The sequence below is a fragment of the Clostridium sp. AT4 genome (assembly GCF_001517625.2).
GTDB lineage: Bacteria > Bacillota > Clostridia > Lachnospirales > Lachnospiraceae > Enterocloster.
In genome coordinates this window covers 679704-700000 of record NZ_LN999828.1, presented here as the reverse complement: position 1 = coordinate 700000, position 20297 = coordinate 679704, and the positions used below count along the sequence as shown (strand labels likewise).

The window sequence follows — 20297 nt, the reverse complement described above, 5'->3', positions numbered from 1 at the left end:
AAAACAGGAAGCCAGTTTTCTGACTTCCTGCTCATATCCTGCAGAAGAAGGGAGTCGAACCCTCAAGGTATTACTACCACACGGACCTGAACCGTGCGCGTCTGCCAATTCCGCCACTTCTGCATTTTCTGTTTTTGCTGTTTAGCAGTAATTCTTACTGGCTGTCTCAGCAACGAAGACTATTATATCGGATAGCAGCGGATTTGTCAACGACTTTTTTAACTTTTTTGCGCCATTTTTTAACAGATTTTTTGCCGCTTTTTAGCCTTTATTATCTTCCATGCTCCGTAATTAACATTGCAAGCCATCAATCCAACAGCTCCATCAACTCATAGACCCTCTCTCTGGTAATCTCCATTGCCTTTAAACTGTATGCCATGAGCTGCATACTTCCTCCTTCAAACTCCTTTCCGGCCTCATCTGCATCCGTTTCCTTGTCTTGGATCCAATCCCGCTACCCTCTCCCTCATCCGAACTGCCAGATCCTCTCCCACAAAGCCATAAGAATGGACTGAATTCACAACAACATAATTTCCTCTGTTTACAATGGATTTTCATATTCCATCTCCAAAATGTCCACCTGATAGCTGTTTTCATCCAGCCGGACAGGAGATCCAAGACGGCCTGTGAACACAGACTCATATATGGTTCCCTGCGGATTCTCTTCTCCGATTTCTCCCATATTGGCATCCTCAAATCGTCCCGAAAAGCTGCCGTCTTCCCGGATCTGAAGCTCCGTCCTCCATGCACCTGCACCGCTTGAAAATATAAACATCGTATTTTTAAACTCTGAAAAAAACTCTGCAGATGCGGTAGTTTCCGAACCCTCTGCTCTTTTTGCGGCTTCCGGGACTGCTATCTCCGCTGTTTCCGCTGCCGCTGTTTCTTCTTTTCCACAGCCCGCCGTCAAAAGTCCTGCTGCCAGAACTGCACATACAGCCCTCATATAGCTTCTGCTTTTACCATCCATACACATTCTCCCTTTCAGTTAAAAAAGGGCAAAGCCAAAACAGCTCTGCCCTCTTAAAAAATCTTCTATTTGCTTTACGCCCTCAGCTCAATTCCAAGATCCTTAAGGCCATTTAAGATCTTATTCATCACCGCTGTGACTTCCTTCTCTTCCAGAGTGTGATCCTTAGCTCTGAAAGTAATGGAGTATGCCACGGACTTATGACCTTCCAGTACCTGTGCTCCCTCATAAATATCGAACAGCTTGCAGCTCTCTAAGATCTTTCCGCCTCTCTGGCTGATCACATCCTCGATCTGCCCTACCAAAACTGCCTTTGGAACAACCATACTGATATCTCTGGTAACAGCCGGGAATTTGGCAATTCCGGTGTACTTCCGGTCAAAGGTGGTAAACTCTGTCATTGCGGGCATATCAATAACTGCTACATAGGCTCTGTCGCCGATCTTATAATTTTCAGCCACCTCCGGATGGATCTCACCCAAGAAGCCCACGGTGCGGCCCTCATAAACGATATCTGCCTTTCTGCCCGGATGCAGGTAAGGATGGTCGCCCTTTGGATCGTAATGAACCTTCTTGTCCATTCCCACCTTGTCGAAGAATTCCTCTACCACGCCCTTCATATCAAAGAAATCTCCGCTTCCATACATACCCAGAGTAAACTGCATCCGCTCATCGGGAAGCTCGGTTAAAGGAAGGGCCTTGGGACGGTATACATTTGCCAGCTCATACAAACGCACCTCTTTATTGCGGCGGTTGTAGTTGGTAGATAATGATACCAGCATACCGTTTAAAGGCAGGGTACGCATGATGCTGAAATCCTCGCCCAGAGGATTGGAAATGGTAATGGCCTTTCTTAACTCACTGTCCTCAGGAATTAAAAGCTTGTCAAATACCTTTGGACTTTCAAAGGAATATGTCATACCCTGGGAGAAGCCGCAGAATTCTGCTGTCTCTCTTGCCATATCCTCGATCATCAGCTTATAGGAAAGCTTTCCTGTGGTTGCTTCACCGGATGGAAGTGTGGTCGGAATCTTGTCATAGCCATAGAATCTTGCCACTTCCTCTGCCAGATCTGCCATACGAAGAAGATCCTGACGCCAGCTTGGAGCGACTACCTCACCGGAAGCCTCATCATAGCCCAGGTCGATTTTCTCAAAATATGCCAGCATATCTTCCTTTGAAATATCGGTGCCGAGAAGCTTATTGATCTTTTCAGGCTCAAATTTGATCCTTGTCTCCCCTCTCTTTACAGGATAAACATCAATCATTCCGCCTACAACCTCTCCAGCTCCCAGCTCTTCGATCAGCTGGCAGGCACGATTTACAGCCTCTTCTGCAGTGTTGGGATCCAGTCCCTTTTCATACTTGCCGGACGCATCGGTGCGCAGGCCCAGCTTCTTTGCGGAAAGACGGATATTGGTGCCGTCAAAGCAGGCGCACTCAAATACCATAGAGGACACATTGTCTGTGATCTTGGAGTTTTCGCCTCCCATGATACCGGCGATTCCCACCTGCTTTTCACCGTCATTGATCATCAAAATGGTAGAATCCAGTGTTCTGTCCTGTCCGTCCAGAGTCTGGAATACATCCCCCTCAGAAGCACATTTTACCACGATCTCATGACCTGCCAGCTGGTCATAGTCAAAGGCGTGCATGGGCTGTCCGTACTCTTCCATCACATAGTTGGTGATATCCACGATATTGTTGATGGGACGGATTCCGCTGGCAGCCAGACGGCGCTGCATCCACTCCGGTGAAGGAGCCAGCTTGATATTCTTTACCATTCTGGCACAGTAGCGCTTACACAGGTCTGTATTCTCCACACTCACCTTTAAGTAATCGTGAATGTCCTCATTGTTGCCCGTAGCTGTAACCACCGGCGGGAAGAAGGACTTGCGGAAGGTAGCGGCTGCCTCTCTTGCGATTCCCACTACGCTGTAGCAGTCTACACGGTTGGAGGTAATCTCGTATTCAAACACCACGTCTCTCAGACCTAGGATCCGCACTGCATCGTCTCCGGGAACACTGTCCTCGGGGAGCAGGTAGATGCCGCTTTCAGGGGCATCCGGATACATATTCCGGTCAGCGCCCAGCTCTTCGATGGAGCACATCATTCCAAAGGACTCCACGCCTCTTAATTTGCCCTTTTTAATTTTAATGCCTTCCTCCGGAAGGGGGCCGCCGTCATGGCCTCCTGCTACTCGTCCGCCGTCCAGTACCACCGGTACCTTTGCACCGATGGAATCCTTTGTAATATTTGGCGCTCCGGTTACGATCTGTACGGGCTCTGCTTCCCCTACGTTGACCTGGCACACGACCAGCTTGTCAGCGTCCGGATGACGTTCTACGGAAAGAACTTCTCCTACTACGATCTTTTCCAGATTTTTATCTAAACAGGTAAATCCTTCAACCTTGGTGCCTGTCAATGTCATCGCATCTGTATACTCCTGGGCAGCCACATCCAGGTCAGGAACATATGCTTTAATCCATGATAATGCTGTATTCATGTCGGTTCTCCTTTTTATTTATGATGGAACAATTAAAACTGCTTTAAGAAGCGGATATCATTTTCATAGAGAAGGCGCATATCGTCGATCTCATATTTTAACAGGGCAATTCGCTCCAGGCCTACGCCGAAAGCAAAGCCTGTATATTCCTGGGGATCAATGCCGCACATCTCAAATACATGGGGATGTACCATACCGCAGCCTAAAATCTCAATCCAGCCGGAGCCCTTGCAGAAACGGCAGCCTTTTCCGCCGCACTTAAAGCAGCTTACGTCCATCTCGGCGCTGGGTTCGGTAAATGGGAAATGGTGGGGACGGAATTTAACCTTTGTATCCTCGCCGAACATCTCTCGTGCAAACTCTGCCAGAGTTCCCTTTAAATCGGAGAATGTAATATTTTTATCAATAACCAGTCCCTCGACCTGATGGAAGGATGGAGAATGGGTTGCATCCACCTCATCGGAACGGAATACGCGGCCCGGAGAGATCATACGGATAGGAAGCTTACCTGTTTCCATGGTTCTGGCCTGTACCGGGGAGGTCTGGGTACGGAGCACAATGTCCTTGCTGATATAGAAGGTATCCTGCTCATCCTTAGCCGGATGGTTTGGCGGGATATTTAATTTGGTAAAGTTGTACTCATCATACTCCACCTCAGGGCCTTCTACTACCTCGTAGCCCATGCCCACGAAAATCCGCTCCACTGCCTCTAATGCAATGGTATTTGGATGGCTGTGGCCTACGCTGTTCTTCTTTGCAGGAAGGGTAACGTCAATAACCTCTCTCTTTAACTGCTCTTCTCTGGCCTTCTTTGCCAGGGCAGCCTTTGCTTCCTCTAAGCGGCCCTCGATCACAGCTCTGGCTTCATTTACCAGCTGTCCCACCTTTGGACGGTCTTCCGGAGCCACATCCTTCATGCTCTTTAAAAGGCTGGTCAGCTCTCCCTTCTTTCCAAGATAAGCGACACGGATGTCATTCAGCGTATCAAGGCTCTCAGCGGAAGAAATCTGCTGCAGCGCCTCTTCTTTGATCTTCTCTAACTGCTCTTTCATGGGTTCTCCTTTTCTGTTCTCTTTTAAATAAGTGTACGGTTCTTTTCGCGGAAATGTTTGCTGCCATAACAAAAAACCGCCCCTTCAGATTCCTGAAGGGACGGATCAAATCATTCCGCGGTACCACCCTGATTCCTGCAATACAGATACTAAGCCAAAGGCTTTCTATCCTTTGCAGACACTTAAACACGCTTAACGCACGCCTACGTCACAGGCTGCGAGCAGACGCCCTTTCACCCATGCAGCTCCGGTGGGAAATTCAGCGCTTATGTGAACTCGGGAACGCTTCCAGCCGACGACCTTCCCTCTCTGTGAGAACATAAGTACCTACTGTACACTCTCATCGCTTTTAGATATAAAATCTACTGTAAATTTTAGCCGTTTCATCTAGAAAAGTCAACCCCCATTTTTTCCTGCGTTTTCACATTTTGCACCAGTCGCTGGAGTTAGGTTCTCTTATGACCGGAAACCGGAGTCCAGCACACCAAACTCCAGGAGCCGGTGCAGAGTACAGAAACTCATTTTTCATTTGACCTTTCTCTCCTTTCCAGCTATCATAGAACCATCATTTTCACAAAAGAAAGGATGATTTCCATGAAATATACCTGTACCATCCCCTGCTTTGACTTAGAGCAGACCGCTCTCTCCGGTCAGTGTTTCCGGCTGATGCCAGGAAAAGAGCCCGGACTGTGGTCCGTGATCAGCCAGGGGAAGCTTTTATCCATCAGGCAAAACGATTCCCAATTCACCTTTGAATGCGAAGAAGGTTCTTTGGAATACTGGCTGTCCTATTTTGATGTGTCCACAGACTACCAGGCCATGATTGATTCCATAGATCCGGATGATACTTATCTTTTATCTGCCGCCAAAGCAGGTGCAGGCATTCGTATTCTCCGTCAGGATCCATGGGAAATGATCATCACCTTTGTTATCTCCCAGCAAAAGACCATCCCGGCCATCCGCTCCTTAGTTGAAGCTCTGTGCCGTAATTATGGAACGCACATTGAACGCACATTGCCCGCATCCTCAAAGCTTTCTGAAGCCGGTTCCTCCCCCTTTGCCTTTCCTACGCCGGAACAGTTAAGCCGCGCCTCATTGGATGACCTGCTGGCACTGAAGCTGGGATACCGGGCAAAATATATCCACCGGCTCTGTCAGGACGCACTGGAAGGAAGCCTGAACCTGGATCTTCTGTCCTCCCAGAACTATAAAGAGGCCATAGATTATCTCACCAGCTTTTATGGAATCGGTAAAAAGGTAGCGAACTGCGTCTGCCTCTTCGGTCTCCATCATATTGATGCATTTCCTGTCGATACCTGGATCCAGAAAATCCTCATGGAACATTATTTTGACGAAAAAAAATACCGCCGCATCCCCAAATCCCAGCTGTTTGACCGAATCATCGAAGATTCCTTCGGATGCTATCCAGGCTATGCAGGGGTAATGCAGCAGTATATTTTCAACTATGAGAGAAATGTGATCGGAAAAAACCAGGCTTAAAGCTCCTGAGGGTTTCCGGCCTCAAATATTTTCCATTCGTCCCTTCCCTTTCCCACAGCCATTTCCCGGATATATTCTCCATCTCCGCTTAATTGTCTGTTTTTAATGGCCTGGTCTGTCCAGGTCTGATGAAAGGCCACACGGACTACACGGTATTCCTCATATCCCAAAAGGGCCGCTCTGCCGTCATAATACTCTTTGCTTCCCGCATATTCCTCCTCCGGAAGCGTTTCAAAGCTGTGGATCAGATAATCTTTTATGTAGGAGCCGCTTTTAAAATCCTCCTCCTGTTGGGGAAAATTCATAAACTCTGCCTGATCCTTTGAAAGAAGGCTGCTGCATTCCTCATACTGAGCCATGGCGTGATAGCGGAAAAACAGACCTGCTGTCATTTCGGTCTCTCCCTCAGGCATCTCTTCAAAGCGGATATGGCGGGGATTTTCCGCTGAAATCGTATATTCTTCCGCCAGACGGTTCTCCTGGCGGTTCCGGTTCACCCAGGCCACGGCAAACATAACTCCCAGACAGATCAATGTCATTCCGCAGATTTTAAGAGCCTGTCCCGATACCTTCTGCGGCCGTTTTGGTGCCTGATCTTTTTTTATATCCTTCTGTCCCACGTTCGACAGAACCTCCTTTTTGTTATGGCAATTCTTCTGTCCGGCCTTTATCCCCGGGCAGACAGCTGCTCTTTCTTCCACTTCCAGCAGACTCCGTTATCCTTCATGCATCGGGATAATCCCTCTGCCGTATCCCCAAGGAAAATCCCCAAGGCTTCTATTTTACCTGTATCGATCGTCAGATTTCTGGGGAGCGAACGAAAACGATCCCTGTCCGCTTCCACCTTTAGCAGCACTCCTGTTTTTACAGATACTGCCTGAGCAAAAATCCCGGCGGTTTCCCAGGTGCTTCTCTGATTCCTGCTCCCGAAATTATAGATTCCTCCCGGCAGTTCCATCACCTGCTCCATAGCCCGGATCACATCCCACACATAGGTGATGCCTCTGTAATCATGGATCGGGCTTACAATCACCTTTCCTTCCCCGGCGGCTGCAAACATCTGTCCTAACAGCCCGGTTCCCGGCGTCCTTTTCGGAACCGGATAATCATACATCCAGGTCAAACGCAGACAGACCGCCCCTTCTGCCAAAGCAAGCGCTGTCTCCTCTGCCCGTTTTTTATCCCTTCCATACACATTCACTGGCTTCACCCGGTCTATCTCACGATTCAGCTCCAGAGTATCTGTTCCCGTATAAACCTGATCCGAACTCATAAAGATCAGCCTGCAGCCGCTCTCCCTGCAGGCTCTTGCTATATTTTCTGTTCCCTGAACATTGATCCGTCCCGAAGCCAGGGGATCCGCCTCACACTGTCCCGTATTAGACAAGCCTGCACAGTGCAGCACTGCCTGAGGACGAATCGCCTTAAAAAATGCAGACACCGCCACCATATCTGTAATATCCAGCTCCTCATGGGTAACCGCTACCGTCTCATACCCATCCTTCCCCTCAAAATATTCCGCAAGTCTCGACCCCAGAAATCCTCCTGAACCCGTGATCAAAATCCGTTTTTTCATTCTATAACCAACAGCCTTTCTTCCTCATAAGCCTTACCCAGTCCCCGGAAATCCCACGTCATCCGGCAGTCCCAGGTAAAAATATATCTACCATTATACCCATACTCCCCCCCAGAATCTTTGCGATTTTCTTAATTTTTCTCAAAAATTCAGGACGGCGCGAAATCGTGCAGAAACAGCCCCGTCAAGCTCGCTTGTAAGGAGCTGTTCCTGCACGATTTCACATCGGATGAACATCCGATGCTTCTTGACCCGCAAGCGGGTCAAGAAGATCCCCGTCCTGAATCCCGCCCGGTCCCTAAAAAACCAGCTCCCGCATCCCCTCGCTCCCAAAGATAAAGCTTTTCCCCTTCCGCATACCCCCCCCAACCCTCCAACAAAATCCTCCACACAAAAAAGAAAACCGCCCCCAAAACGTCTCTCGTCATCCTCACACAAAACCATCCAACAAGAGCAATTCCAGGGCGGTCTCCCGCTCATATCAGTCAAAGCACGAAACGCGCCTGCACTCAGCGCATCTCACCTTCATTTTTCAAAAAATTCTTTAAACCCCTTCTTCTTAGGCTTCCCTTCCTCCGAAGCCACACCATTCATAGCTTCATCAAACCGCTTCAGGGCCTCCTTCTGAGCCTGGGTCATTCTCTCGGGAACCTGAACCACTAAAGTCACATAGTGATCCCCTCTCACATTCCGGTTTCTTAAGGAAGGCACACCCTTCCCCTTCAGCCGCACCTTCGTATCAGTCTGCGTACCAGGACGAACCTCATACTCCACTTCTCCGTCCACTGTCTTAATCCGGATCGTACCGCCTAAAGCCGCTCTTGCAAAGGAAATCGGCACGGTAGAATAAATGCTTGTATCCTGACGCTTAAAGATCGGATGCTGGGAAACAACTGCCTCCACTAGCAAGTCGCCTCTCTCACCGCCGTTGATACCAGGCTCTCCGCCTCCGGCCATACGAACGCACTGACCATTGTCAATACCGGCAGGAATGGACACCTTAAACTTCTTGCGGACTGTCTTATACCCCGTACCATAGCAATCCGGACACTTTTCCTTGATCACCTTGCCTGTACCGCCACACTCCGGACAGGTCTGTACATTCTGTACCTGTCCAAAGAAGGACTGCTGGGTATACATGATCTTACCCTTTCCATTACATTTTGTACAGGTCTGGGGCGACGTACCCGCCTTTGCGCCTGTTCCGTTACAGGAAGAACAGGTCTCCTTAAAATTAATCTCAATTTCCTTTTCACAGCCGAACACAGCCTCTTCAAAGGTGATCCGAACCGCGGTTCTTACATTTGCGCCCCTTGAAGGACCGCTTCTTCCTCTGGAGGAACGGCCGCCGCCAAAGATATCTCCAAAAATATCTCCAAAAATATCTCCCATATCCTGACCGCCAAAGTCAAAACCGCCGAAGCCGCCAAACCCTCCTGCGCCTCCGCCTCCCTGCTCAAAGGCGGCATGGCCGAACTGGTCATACTGCTGGCGCTTCTGAGGATCGCTGAGCACGCTGTAAGCCTCAGATGCCTCTTTAAATTTGGCCTCTGCCTCCTTGTCTCCGGGATTGGCATCCGGATGATATTTTTTGGCGAGCTTTCTGTATGCCTTTTTCAGGGCATCGTCATCCGCGTCTTTGGAAACGCCCAGAACCTCATAGTAATCTCTCTTACTCTCTGCCATGTTGTTTACCTCTTACATATCTATCAGAACATTTTCTCTTAAATAAAATATCCCCGGACAGACCTTTAGGTCCGGCCAGGGGGCATCTCGCCCAATGGACCGGACCTCTGGCCTTACGGTTTTATATAATGGATTCCCGCCCTGCTGCAGGCGGGAATCCTTTCTCCTTACACTTCCTTAAAGTCTGCGTCTACTACATCATCATCCGGTCTGGAGCCGCCTGCTGCGCCGCCCATGTCAGGGCCTGCACCTGCTGCTCCTGCCTGCTGTGCCTGCTCATATACCTTTGCAAAGAGCTTCTGAGCGCTGTTCATCAGCTTCTCCTTGCCGGACTTGATATCCTCTACCTGAGCATCGGTCATCTGATCTACCGGAGCACGGTTGATTGCTTCCTTCAGTGCATTTAAGTCTGCCTCTACCTCTGCCTTATCATTGGCATCAATCTTGTCTCCAACCTCTTCTAAGGCCTTCTCAGTCTGGAATACCATGGAGTCGGCGTCATTTCTGGCGTCAATGGCTTCCTTGCGCTTCTTATCCTGAGCCTCATACTCAGCAGCTTCCTTTACAGCCTTGTCGATATCAGCGTCAGACATATTGGAGCCGGAGGTAATGGTGATGTGCTGCTCTTTTCCGGTTCCCAGATCCTTTGCAGATACATTTACAATACCGTTAGCGTCGATATCGAAGGTTACCTCGATCTGAGGGATACCTCTTCTTGCTGGCGGAATTCCATCCAGACGGAACTGTCCAAGAGTCTTGTTATCTCTTGCAAACTGACGCTCACCCTGTACCACATGGATATCAACAGCAGTCTGATTGTCAGCAGCAGTAGAGAAAATCTGGCTCTTCTTGGTAGGAATGGTTGTATTTCTCTCGATCAGTCTGGTAGCTACGCCGCCCATGGTCTCAATGGACAGGGACAGTGGGGTAACATCCAGAAGAAGGATATCTCCGGCGCCTGCATCGCCTGCCAGTTTTCCGCCCTGGATTGCAGCACCGATGGCTACGCACTCATCCGGATTTAAAGACTTGCTGGGCTCTTTGCCTGTGATCTGCTTTACCTTTTCCTGTGCAGAGATCATACGGGTAGAACCGCCTACTAACAGCACCTTTCCAAGCTCAGAAGCAGTGATGCCTGCATCCTTTAATGCATTCTGTACCGGAATTGTGGTGCGCTCGATCAGGTCATGGGTCAGCTCGTCAAATTTTGCTCTGGTTAAGTTCATATCCAGATGCTTTGGTCCCTCTGCAGTTGCAGTGATGAACGGAAGGTTGATATTGGTAGTAGTAGCGGTAGACAGCTCCTTCTTTGCCTTCTCAGCTGCTTCCTTTAATCTCTGAAGAGCCATCTTATCAGCGGAAAGATCTACGCCCTCTGCCTTCTTAAACTCAGCGATCATCCAGTTTGTAACTGCATTGTCAAAGTCATCGCCGCCAAGATGGGTATCGCCATTGGTGGAAAGAACCTCGATTACGCCGTCACCGATCTCGATAATAGAAACATCAAAGGTACCGCCGCCTAAGTCGTATACCATGATCTTCTGCTCATTTTCATTGTCAAGGCCGTAAGCCAGCGCTGCCGCTGTAGGCTCGTTGATGATACGCTTTACTTCCAGACCTGCAATCTTTCCTGCGTCCTTGGTTGCCTGACGCTGTGCGTCATTAAAGTATGCGGGAACAGTGATAACAGCCTCTGTTACTGTCTCGCCTAAGTAACTCTCTGCATCTGCCTTCAGCTTCTGAAGGATCATGGCGGAAATCTCCTGTGGTGTGTACTTCTTTCCGTCAATGTCCACCTTGTAGTCTGTGCCCATATGGCGCTTGATGGAAGAAATGGTGCGGTCTGCGTTTGTAACTGCCTGACGCTTTGCTGGCTCGCCTACCAGTCTTTCACCTGTTTTTGTAAATGCCACGATAGATGGTGTGGTTCTTACGCCCTCTGCATTTGCGATAACGGTTGGCTTTCCACCTTCCATAACGGCAACGCAGCTATTCGTTGTACCTAAGTCGATACCAATAATCTTGCCCATAGTTATTTCCTCCTGATTTGATCAATCTATAAAATATTTTAGTTTGCAACTTTAACCATACTGTGTCTTACAACGCTGTCCCGGTACATATATCCCTTCTGGAGCTCCTCCGCAACGATATTTTCTCCCAGGCTCTCATCCTCCACATGCATCACTGCATTGTGGAAATTGGGGTCAAATTCCTTTCCGGCTGCCTCAATGGGCTTTACTCCGGCTTCCTCAAAGACCTTCTGGATCTGCTTGTAGATTTTTTCCATGCCCTCTGCAATGGGATCTTCCTTTTTATCCTCAGGGATTACTGCCAGTCCTCTCTCAAAATTGTCAATCACGGGAAGGATACGCTCAATGATATCTCTGGCGCCCATCTCATACATGGAAGATTTCTCCTTTTCCGTTCTCTTTCTGAAATTTTCAAATTCAGCCATCTGGCGTTTTACCCGGTCGGTCAGCTCCTCGATCTTTTCATCTCTCGGATCCTTCTTTTTCTTAAAGAAGCCTCCCTTTGACGCGTTATCCGCAGCTTCTTCTGTCTGAGTCTCTGCTTCCGCAGTTTCCTCTTTGACAGCGTCTGCTTCCGCAGCCTTCTCTTTGACAGCCTCTGCCGCTTCCTCTGTCTCCGGAATATCTGTTACTTCTTCCTTCTTATTATCTTCACTCACTGCCTATCACCTTTCATCCTTTTTAAATGCTGCATCCAGCTGGCTCATCAGATTCCGCAGCGTTCCAAGGACCTTTTCATAATCCATACGCTTCGGTCCGATAATTCCGACTGTTCCCCGAAGTCCTCCGCCCAGATCGTAATTGGCCGTAACCACGCTGCAGTCCTTCATGGACTGAACCGGCGTTTCATCACCGATATAGACCTGGATCCCGGCGTCGCCGCCATTTTCCGTATTGACCTCGTAAACAAACTCCTGAAGCATTTCCTTGTGCTCCAGTGTTCCGATCAGCTTGCTGGCCTTATCGCCTTCTGAAAGCTCCGGATACCGGAAAATATTCGTAGCCCCGCTGGTATAAATCTGAAGATCTTCTCCGCCGGCCTTGATCGCTTCCGCAACCTCGTTTAAGACCAGCTCCACCACCTGGCTGTGAATGCCTGCATCCTCCTTCAGACGACTGATGATATCCAGATTGATTTCTTCAATCGTCAGCCCGTTTAAGCTGCTGTTTAACAGGATGTTCAGATTCAAGAGTTCCTGTTCCCCCAGCTCTTCCGCAATATCGATCATGGTATTTTTAACGATATTGCCTTCTACCACAACCACTACCAGAAGCTTATGTGCCTCTACTCTGGACAGCTGGATAAATTTCAGCTTTGTCTTGTGGTAGCTGGGGCCGCTGATCATGGCCGCATAATTGGTATTGGCCGCCAGAACCTGAGCCATCTTTTTAAGGACCAGTTCCAGCTTATCAACCTTCTGAACCATCATATCCTTAAATTCTGTAACTTCATTGTCCTTTTCCTGCATGATCTGGTCTACATAGAACCTGTATCCCTTATCGGAAGGAATACGCCCTGCGGAAGTGTGGGGCTGAATAATATATCCCATCTCTTCCAGATCTGACATCTCGTTACGGATGGTGGCAGAACTCAGTTTTAATTCTGAATACTTGGAAATGGTTCTGGAACCAACCGGTTCGCCTGTCTCCAGGTAGGTTTTGATGATCGCCTTTAATATGGTGATCTTCCGGTTATCCAGCTGTGTATCCATCGTTTCCTGTCACCTTCCTCTCTTGGGATTATTAGCACTCAATGCTCTGGAGTGCTAACATCTACATTTCATAATATATTCCTTTCTCTCTGTTTTGTCAAGGGATTTTTCATTTTTTTCATGATCTTATTTCCTGTATATACAGTTTTCTCTTGACAAAAGTCCTCTCTGCCTTTATTCTGGACGTAGATTCATTTTTATTTCACAAATCAGAATTTCTGTCTGTTTTGTAACCTTCTAAACATTCTTTTATATACGTTTCAGATCCTGTTCAGGAATGATATCCGGACAATATTTTTCTTACCTGCTATGAAGCTGCCTTTTGCAGTTTACATAAATATAATGTACTAAGGGGGTATACATTTGGTATACGACGTATTTCTCAACAAAATCAAAACGGGCATGGAACAGGCCCTGGGAAAGGAGTATGAACTGAGTCTGCACAGGATCACCAAAAACAACGGCCTGATTCTGGATGGTCTGTGCATTTCCAAAGACAAAAATCCGGTAGCTCCTGCTATTTATCTCAATAACTGCTACCATCAGTATCTGAAAGGCTGCTCTTTGGAGGAAATCACTCAGGAGCTTTTGGAACTGTACCGCTCCAATGAGGTTTTGCCCACCATTCATCCGGCCCGGCTTTCCGATTACAGCGCCATGAAATCCCGGACCGCCTGCCGCCTTATTAACACGGCTGCCAATGAAACACTTTTGCAGGATATGCCTCATATTCCATGGAACGATCTTTCCATCGTATTCTACCTGTTTCTTCAGGAAAATGATACCGGTATAATGACTGCCGGAATCCATACCTCTCATCTGAATACCTGGGGTATTTCCCAGGATGAACTCTTTCAGGCTGCCATCTCCAATGTTTCCCGGCTCTTTCCTCCGTCCATTACCAGTATGGACTGTATTTTAGAGGATCTGACAGACGCCGTCCCCGACCTGAACAGACAGGCCATGACCCCTTTCTATGTTCTTTCCAATACCTGCGGAATCAACGGAGCAATCTGTATGCTCTATCCTGATGTTCTTAAACATTTCTCAGAAGGGATTGAACGCGACGTGCTGATCCTTCCCTCCAGTATCCATGAAGTTCTGCTTCTTCCCGATGAAGAAGACATTTCTTATGACGAACTCAGCCAAATGGTAGCCCAGATCAATGCCTCCGAGGTTCTGCCTCAGGACCGCCTCTCCAATCAGATCTATCGCTACAGCCGGAGATCTGATTCGATTGAGATCGTATCTTCCTGCATGCTTCCCCTCAATTAAAGCATACAAAAGGAGCTGCTGTACGAACCCTTTCATCCGTTACAGCAGCTCCTCTTTTTACCTATCCTTTATACAACCCTTACTGAACCCAGGCTCCCGATCCGTCTACATATCTTCCATCCGGTGTCCAGGTATTTCTAAACATCACTCCGCTTCCGCCCATATAGTACCATCTGCCATTCACAGACTGCCATCCGGTTGTCATAGCGCCGCTTCCATCCAGATAATACCACTGTCCGTTCTGCTCCAGCCATCCTGTCTGCATTACGCCGCTGCTGTTTAAATAATACCATCTGCCGCTTACATACTGCCAGCCCGTCTGCATCTCACCGCTTCCATTGAGATAATACCACTGTCCGTTTACATTCTGCCAGCCGGTTGTAAGAGCACCATTGGAACCAAGATAATACCACTGACGGTCTACCTTCTGCCAGCCAGTAAGCATATATCCGGAACGGTCAAAGAGATACCACACTCCATCGATCTGTTTCCAGCCATCTGCCGGATAACCGCCTGTAGAGTAAGAATACCACCAGCGTCCGCCTTCCTGTACCCAGCGTCCGCTTCCACCGTAAGAACCTGCCTCATCCTCATCTACATACAGGGAAGAAGAATCCTCAGACCACTCGCCTGCCTTGTCATTATAGCTTGCAATAGCTCTCACACGGAAGGTATAATCTCCTTCTTTATTAAAATATCCAGAAAAGTCAAAATACGTATTAGATGTATTGACAGTTGTAACCGTTTTGTCATCTCTTAACAGCTTTACATCATAGCTCTTGGAACCCTCTACCTCGTCCCACTCAGCCGTGCTGTCATTCCAGTCCAGATTATCAGTAGCCTCCAGCTTGCCTCCGATACGGTCCAGCTCTACCGTCACTTCCATATAATCGCCGTCATCATAAATTTTTGCCTTTTTAAACTCAGCGTCACAGCCGCTTATCTTAAAGTGGCTCTTGCTGGTATAGGAAAAACGGTATCCCTCAGAAGCAGAAAGTTCTACCTTTACCTCGGGAACATCTCCTACCGTCCAGACATCCTTATCCTCCAGATTCGTATACTCTACGGAATCCACATCATATGAATCGTCTCTGGCCCTTACGCTGATATCACCAATATCATCTCCGCTCTCCGGTTCCTTATCATAAGAAAATTCCAAACGCACTGTATCGATCTTCTCCGTGCCCGCATAGACCGGAAATACAGCCATAGCTGACAAAAACGCTGCCATTGCCAGGGAAAACATTTTCTTTGTATACATATACCTCTCCTCCTTATATTTAAGATTCGTTTTATTTCTTTTGTATGATTTTATTATAAAGGAAAGTTTGGATTTATGCAATTTCATAATTCTTACAAAGAGTTTACAATTCCTTACAGCCCAAACCGGTTCCCAGACTATTCCATATCCAAAAGCAGCTTTTTCACTTCCACCATACGGTCTCTGAGCCGGGCCGCCTCCTCAAAGTTTAACTCGGCTGCTGCCTGACGCATCTTCTTTTCCAGTTCCTTTGAAAGCTTTTTAAGTTCCTTCTCATCCATAGATTCCGGATCCTTCGTATCTGCGAAACAGTCATTTTCCACGGCCTTTGAAATGGCGATCAGGTCTCTTACTGCCTTTTTAATGGTTGTCGGCGTAATGCCATGCTCCTCATTATATCTCTGCTGGATCTGACGGCGGCGTTTCGTCTCCTCAATCGCCACCCGCATGGAATCTGTGATGGTATCGGCATACATGATCACATGACCCTCAGAATTCCGTGCCGCACGGCCAATTGTCTGAATAAGTGAGGTTTCTGAACGGAGAAAACCTTCCTTGTCCGCATCCAGAATCGCCACCAGCGTAATCTCCGGTATATCAAGGCCCTCTCTTAAAAGATTAATCCCTACAAGCACGTCAAACACATCCAGGCGCATATCCCGGATGATCTGCGCACGCTCTAAGGTATCAATATCGGAATGGAGATATTTCACCCGAATTCCCACTTCCCGCATATAATCGGTAAGATCCTCTGCCATCCGCTTTGTCAAAGTAGTGATCAGAACCTTATGATGGCCTGCCACCTCCTTGTTCACCTCTGAAATCAGATCGTCAATCTGCCCCTCCACAGGGCGGACAAATATTTCCGGATCCAGAAGCCCGGTCGGACGGATGATCTGCTCCACCCGCATCAGCTCATGCTCCTGTTCATAGACAGAGGGCGTAGCTGATACAAACAGCATCTGATCAATCTTGCTTTCAAATTCCGAAAAATTTAAAGGACGGTTGTCCAGGGCAGAAGGAAGGCGGAACCCATAGTCCACCAGCGTCATTTTTCTGGAACGGTCTCCCGCATACATGCCCCGTACCTGAGGCAGAGTGATGTGGGACTCATCTACAATAATGAGAAAGTCTTTGGGGAAATAATCAATCAGGGTACAGGGAGGCTCTCCCGGTGCTGTTCCTGTCAAATGTCTGGAATAATTTTCAATACCAGAACAAAAGCCTGTCTCCCGCATCATTTCCACATCAAAATTCGTGCGTTCGGAAATCCTCTGAGCCTCTAACAGCTTATCCTCACTCTTAAAAAATGATACACGCTCCTTTAATTCCTCTAAAATATGTTCCGTGGCCTCCATCATCTTTTCCTTGGGAACCACATAATGAGATGCCGGAAAAATCGCCACATGCCCCAGCTGGGCCTTCACCTCTCCAGTCACGGTATCAATTTCCATGATCCGGTCTACCTCATCCCCAAAAAATTCCACCCGAAAGGCCTGACCGTCTGAGTAGGCCGGATAAATGTCCAGAACATCACCCTTGACCCGAAAGCTTCCCCGCTTAAAGTCCATGTCATTGCGGTCATACTGGATTTCGATCAGCTTGCGGATCACATCATCCCGGTCCTTTTCCATCCCCGGTCTCAGTGAAATAACCATCTCCTGATAATCAATGGGACTTCCCAGACCGTAAATACAGGATACAGATGCCACGATGATCACATCGCTGCGCTCAGAAAGAGCTGCTGTAGCCGAATGGCGCAGCTTGTCGATCTCATCGTTGATGGCGGAGTCCTTTTCAATGTAGGTGTCCGTGGAGGGAACGTAGGCCTCGGGCTGGTAGTAGTCATAATAGGATACAAAGTATTCTACTGCGTTACCCGGAAAATACTCTTTGAACTCACCATAGAGCTGTGCTGCCAAAGTCTTATTGTGCGCTATTACCAAAGTCGGCTTATTCAGCCGCTCAATGACATTAGCCATGGTAAAGGTCTTGCCGGAACCCGTAACCCCTAGTAAAGTCTGGAATTGATTGCCTTCCTGAAACCCTTTGACCAACGCCTCAATGGCCTGGGGCTGGTCGCCAGTGGGGGCGTATTCGGAATGTAATTTAAAGATTTTTTGTTCATTTTGCATAAAATCCACCTCCAGATTTCAAAGTAAAAAAGGACGCCTATAAGGCAAAAATTCGTCAAGGAACTTTTCATTTTCGTCGTGGCGCTTTCTCAGATTGCGGCAAAATAGGCCCACGACGAATTTTGTTCACAATTTGCTTTTTTTACAACCTGCCGTACCCATGTAATTCTATATGGACGAAACAGGAACAAACCATATAAAAAGGACTCAGACATTGTACTTTCGTATACCACAAAACAACGAGCCAAGTGACTGCTTGCAGGCATTTGGCGACTGCCATTGACAGTAGACTCTTTGCGTCTACTATATCACAAGTTCTTTCAAAAGTACAGAAGCAGTGAACATCTGTTCTTTTGCTTTTACGCAGTCTCTGGAAGGAATCCTGTTACATCCACCACAATCTCTAACAGTTCGTTTTTAAATAGCTCATTTTCTTCCATATCTGGAAATACCATGTTCATATACTCCTCTATTTCTGGTACTCCATTCGCTATGATCTCTCTGTTGTCAGCATAAACATCTCTTCCTACCTGTCGTTTCACTTTTAAGATACGGTTAATATAATCAATATCCGAATATTTTACGCCATTGATTTCGGATCTGCGAAGTCCCATAAAAACTCCAAAGAGTACCTGCATATAGATCGGAGTATCTCTGCTTTTCTCCAGCAAAACCAAAATCTGCTCCATCGTCAGTGTTTTCTTTTTCGTAACAACATCTTTTGCGATAGCCTGATTTGCCTCATTAGCAGATAAACCGGTTCCTTCAAGATGCTTTCCACCATGTCCAAAACTAACTTCTTTATCACCAATATACCGGATCTGCCAGGACTCCAGATAGCTGTAAAGCTTCTCTTTCTTTGCGAAGGTGCGGTTCCCGGCCTCGTCATACTCATAGGTATAGGTGCCCTTGTCAACCCCCCCTGCTCTCCGTGCACTTTATAAGCTGCCCGTTGTCATCATAAATGAAGTTCCGCTCCGTAGTCTCCCACTCCGGGTTCTGGTTCTGCCACGGGTTCTTTCCGGTATGGATGCACAGGTCATCTTGGATTGGCACCGTATTTTTTGATTTGGTACTGTTTTCATTGCAATTTCATTCTGCCGAAAGAAGCATAAAACTCATTGAGTATGGATTGAGTGGAAATTGAACGAAAAAGAAACGCAGCCACGCACCGTAGTGCAAGACTGCTGTAGAAAATACTTTTACATACATCGTTTATTTTTCGAGAATCTGCGGATCAAGAAGGAAATTATAAATGTTTACAGTCAAAATGCCATAGTCATCATAATAGTGATATTGTCAATATTGGTTTACACTTTTTTCTCAAGAATGTTCGACCTTATGCTGCCTCCTGTAGCGAAGCATAGTATTGTTGTCGCTTAACCATTGGAGGTAGTCCACCATTAGCAGAGCAGATCCTCCGATTATTCCAGTAGCTGATGAAGTATCTCCAGATGAGCGTCTTTAACTGCTCTACGGTCATTGAGGTAGGATCGTAACGACCATAAAGTAATTCCTCTTTGAAGCGTGCCCACATACTTTCGCATCTGGCATTATCATGGCATCTGCCACCGGCACTGTTCATGCTTTGAACAATGCCATATCTGTTGATAGCTTTACGATATAGCTCACTGGTATACTGGGTTCCCCTGTCACTGTGAAGAATAGCTCCACGGAGCATCGGGTAAGCTTTGCAAGCATTCTCTAAGGTTTGTTCGCATAGGGTAGCTCTCATATTTGTATCCATAGCAAGTCCCAATACTGCTAAATCATAGCAGTCAAAGATAGCTGAAACATAGAGCTTCCCGTCAGAAGCCTTTATTTCAGTCATATCGGTCATGCACTTTTCAAGGGGCTTTTCAGCAGCGAAGTCACGCTTGATTAAATCGTCGGATTTACTGGCTTCTCTATCAGCTTTGGTAATACCATTCGGCTTACGTTTTGGTTTATGATTAAGACCAATTTCTGCCATGACACGATAAACAGTTCTCTCACCGGGAATATGTACTCCCTCAAGCTGTTTGAGCTGTAAGGCCTGATACATACGGATTCTTCCATAAGTGTCATTGCATTCATCTTCGCTGCAAATATCAAGCATTGCATCTGCCAGTGCCTGATATTTCCAAGGGGTATCTTTTGCTTTTAGGAATTTGTTGAATGCCTGCCTTGAAACATGAAGCACTTTGCAATAAAAAGAAATTTTACCCTTAATCCGGCCGTCATCCGTTTTGATTGCAATAAACATTAATCTCTGTTTTTTGCTGACTTCCGACGGCTGGCTGCGAAAAAAGCACTTGCTTGCTCAAGGAATTCGTTTTCTTCTTTTAAGCGACGAATTTCCTTATCCTGCTCTTTTACACGCTTTCTGAGTTCAATAAGCTCATCGTTGAGGGATAAAGCATTCTTGGGCGTATGAACTGCTTCATTTGCACTGAGACGCCCCTCTTTGAAGGCTTTTATCCAAGTGTACATAGTACCCTTTGGAATCCCTAATTCCTGAGCAGCTTTATGACCGCCGATTTCCTGGGCAAGCTTTACCGCCTGTGCTTTAAATTCATTGTCATAAGATTTTTGATTCTGTGCCATAGGTTTT

General features: G+C 47.3%; 16 protein-coding genes, 1 tRNA gene and 1 other annotated feature. Of the genes, 2 read left to right on the top strand and 15 right to left on the bottom strand.

The annotated features are described in order from the left end of the window. Positions 1 to 39: 39 nt before the first annotated feature. From BN3656_RS09565 to pheS, 4 genes are all read right to left on the bottom strand, one after another. Positions 40 to 123, bottom strand: a tRNA-Leu gene (locus tag BN3656_RS09565). 418 nt (positions 124 to 541) lie between these two features. Beyond that, positions 542 to 970 (bottom strand): hypothetical protein, encoded by a 429-nt coding sequence (locus tag BN3656_RS09560; protein ID WP_066547209.1) that lies wholly within the window; start codon positions 968 to 970, stop codon positions 542 to 544. Positions 971 to 1044: 74 nt separating this feature from the next. After that, positions 1045 to 3477 carry a phenylalanine--tRNA ligase subunit beta gene (pheT, locus tag BN3656_RS09555; RefSeq protein WP_066547206.1) on the bottom strand — a complete coding sequence of 811 codons (2433 nt, stop codon included), beginning with the start codon at positions 3475 to 3477 and terminating at the stop codon, positions 1045 to 1047. A 32-nt stretch (positions 3478 to 3509) separates the two neighbouring features. Further along, entirely contained in the window at positions 3510 to 4529 is a 1020-nt protein-coding gene (gene pheS / locus BN3656_RS09550) for a phenylalanine--tRNA ligase subunit alpha (protein ID WP_066547203.1), read from the bottom strand. A gap of 93 nt (positions 4530 to 4622) precedes the next feature. Continuing rightward, positions 4623 to 4882: a binding site (T-box leader), on the bottom strand. Between the two features lie 241 nt (positions 4883 to 5123). Between pheS and BN3656_RS09545 the strand changes: the two genes are divergently transcribed. Then, positions 5124 to 6029, top strand: a complete 906-nt coding sequence (locus tag BN3656_RS09545) for a DNA glycosylase (protein WP_066550670.1) — start codon at positions 5124 to 5126, stop codon at positions 6027 to 6029. On the opposite strand, the gene BN3656_RS09540 is transcribed toward BN3656_RS09545, so the two are convergent. From BN3656_RS09540 to hrcA, 6 genes are all read right to left on the bottom strand, one after another. Next, positions 6026 to 6649 (bottom strand): hypothetical protein, encoded by a 624-nt coding sequence (locus tag BN3656_RS09540; protein WP_143331344.1) that lies wholly within the window; start codon positions 6647 to 6649, stop codon positions 6026 to 6028. The two genes, BN3656_RS09545 and BN3656_RS09540, sit on opposite strands and share 4 nt — an antisense overlap. 47 nt (positions 6650 to 6696) lie before the next feature. Continuing rightward, positions 6697 to 7605: a sugar nucleotide-binding protein gene (locus BN3656_RS09535; RefSeq protein ID WP_066547197.1), complete on the bottom strand. Its 909-nt coding sequence runs from the start codon at positions 7603 to 7605 to the stop codon at positions 6697 to 6699. Between the two features lie 525 nt (positions 7606 to 8130). Then, positions 8131 to 9291, bottom strand: a complete 1161-nt coding sequence (gene dnaJ, locus BN3656_RS09525) for a molecular chaperone DnaJ (protein WP_066547191.1) — start codon at positions 9289 to 9291, stop codon at positions 8131 to 8133. A 167-nt stretch (positions 9292 to 9458) separates the two neighbouring features. Continuing rightward, the gene (dnaK, locus tag BN3656_RS09520; protein ID WP_066547180.1) at positions 9459 to 11321 is read right to left on the bottom strand and encodes a molecular chaperone DnaK; all 1863 of its coding nucleotides are present in this window, start codon (positions 11319 to 11321) and stop codon (positions 9459 to 9461) included. Positions 11322 to 11359: 38 nt separating this feature from the next. Beyond that, complete coding sequence (grpE, locus tag BN3656_RS09515) at positions 11360 to 11980, bottom strand: nucleotide exchange factor GrpE (protein ID WP_066547178.1); 621 nt, start codon at positions 11978 to 11980, stop codon at positions 11360 to 11362. A 6-nt stretch (positions 11981 to 11986) separates the two neighbouring features. Then, positions 11987 to 13033 carry a heat-inducible transcriptional repressor HrcA gene (gene hrcA, locus BN3656_RS09510; RefSeq protein WP_066547176.1) on the bottom strand — a complete coding sequence of 349 codons (1047 nt, stop codon included), beginning with the start codon at positions 13031 to 13033 and terminating at the stop codon, positions 11987 to 11989. 363 nt (positions 13034 to 13396) lie between these two features. On the opposite strand from hrcA, the gene BN3656_RS09505 reads away from it, so the two are divergent. Continuing rightward, entirely contained in the window at positions 13397 to 14308 is a 912-nt protein-coding gene (locus BN3656_RS09505) for a DUF5688 family protein (RefSeq protein WP_066547175.1), read from the top strand. A gap of 79 nt (positions 14309 to 14387) precedes the next feature. On the opposite strand, the gene BN3656_RS09500 is transcribed toward BN3656_RS09505, so the two are convergent. From BN3656_RS09500 to BN3656_RS09475, 5 genes are all read right to left on the bottom strand, one after another. Continuing rightward, positions 14388 to 15569 carry an N-acetylmuramoyl-L-alanine amidase family protein gene (locus BN3656_RS09500; RefSeq protein ID WP_066547172.1) on the bottom strand — a complete coding sequence of 394 codons (1182 nt, stop codon included), beginning with the start codon at positions 15567 to 15569 and terminating at the stop codon, positions 14388 to 14390. Between the two features lie 137 nt (positions 15570 to 15706). Then, positions 15707 to 17704: an excinuclease ABC subunit UvrB gene (gene uvrB, locus BN3656_RS09495; protein WP_066547165.1), complete on the bottom strand. Its 1998-nt coding sequence runs from the start codon at positions 17702 to 17704 to the stop codon at positions 15707 to 15709. 359 nt (positions 17705 to 18063) lie between these two features. Continuing rightward, a complete protein-coding gene (locus BN3656_RS16850; protein ID WP_066547159.1) occupies positions 18064 to 18393 on the bottom strand; it encodes a hypothetical protein in 330 nt (109 codons plus the stop codon). Positions 18394 to 19043: 650 nt separating this feature from the next. Further along, complete coding sequence (locus BN3656_RS09480; RefSeq protein ID WP_066547154.1) at positions 19044 to 19949, bottom strand: IS3 family transposase; 906 nt, start codon at positions 19947 to 19949, stop codon at positions 19044 to 19046. Further along, the gene (locus tag BN3656_RS09475; protein ID WP_066545712.1) at positions 19949 to 20290 is read right to left on the bottom strand and encodes a transposase; all 342 of its coding nucleotides are present in this window, start codon (positions 20288 to 20290) and stop codon (positions 19949 to 19951) included. Before BN3656_RS09475 ends, BN3656_RS09480 begins: the two co-directional genes overlap by 1 nt. Positions 20291 to 20297: the final 7 nt, after the last annotated feature.

Coding starts and splice junctions, on each gene's coding strand:
- BN3656_RS09560 (WP_066547209.1), bottom strand. CDS start 970: ATGGATGGTAAAAGCAGAAGCTATATGAGGGCTGTATGTGCAGTTCTG.
- pheT (WP_066547206.1), bottom strand. CDS start 3,477: ATGAATACAGCATTATCATGGATTAAAGCATATGTTCCTGACCTGGAT.
- pheS (WP_066547203.1), bottom strand. CDS start 4,529: ATGAAAGAGCAGTTAGAGAAGATCAAAGAAGAGGCGCTGCAGCAGATT.
- BN3656_RS09545 (WP_066550670.1), top strand. CDS start 5,124: ATGAAATATACCTGTACCATCCCCTGCTTTGACTTAGAGCAGACCGCT.
- BN3656_RS09535 (WP_066547197.1), bottom strand. CDS start 7,605: ATGAAAAAACGGATTTTGATCACGGGTTCAGGAGGATTTCTGGGGTCG.
- dnaJ (WP_066547191.1), bottom strand. CDS start 9,291: ATGGCAGAGAGTAAGAGAGATTACTATGAGGTTCTGGGCGTTTCCAAA.
- dnaK (WP_066547180.1), bottom strand. CDS start 11,321: ATGGGCAAGATTATTGGTATCGACTTAGGTACAACGAATAGCTGCGTT.
- hrcA (WP_066547176.1), bottom strand. CDS start 13,033: ATGGATACACAGCTGGATAACCGGAAGATCACCATATTAAAGGCGATC.
- BN3656_RS09500 (WP_066547172.1), bottom strand. CDS start 15,569: ATGTATACAAAGAAAATGTTTTCCCTGGCAATGGCAGCGTTTTTGTCA.
- uvrB (WP_066547165.1), bottom strand. CDS start 17,704: ATGCAAAATGAACAAAAAATCTTTAAATTACATTCCGAATACGCCCCC.
- BN3656_RS16850 (WP_066547159.1), bottom strand. CDS start 18,393: ATGGAGCAGATTTTGGTTTTGCTGGAGAAAAGCAGAGATACTCCGATC.
- BN3656_RS09480 (WP_066547154.1), bottom strand. CDS start 19,949: ATGTTTATTGCAATCAAAACGGATGACGGCCGGATTAAGGGTAAAATT.
- BN3656_RS09475 (WP_066545712.1), bottom strand. CDS start 20,290: ATGGCACAGAATCAAAAATCTTATGACAATGAATTTAAAGCACAGGCG.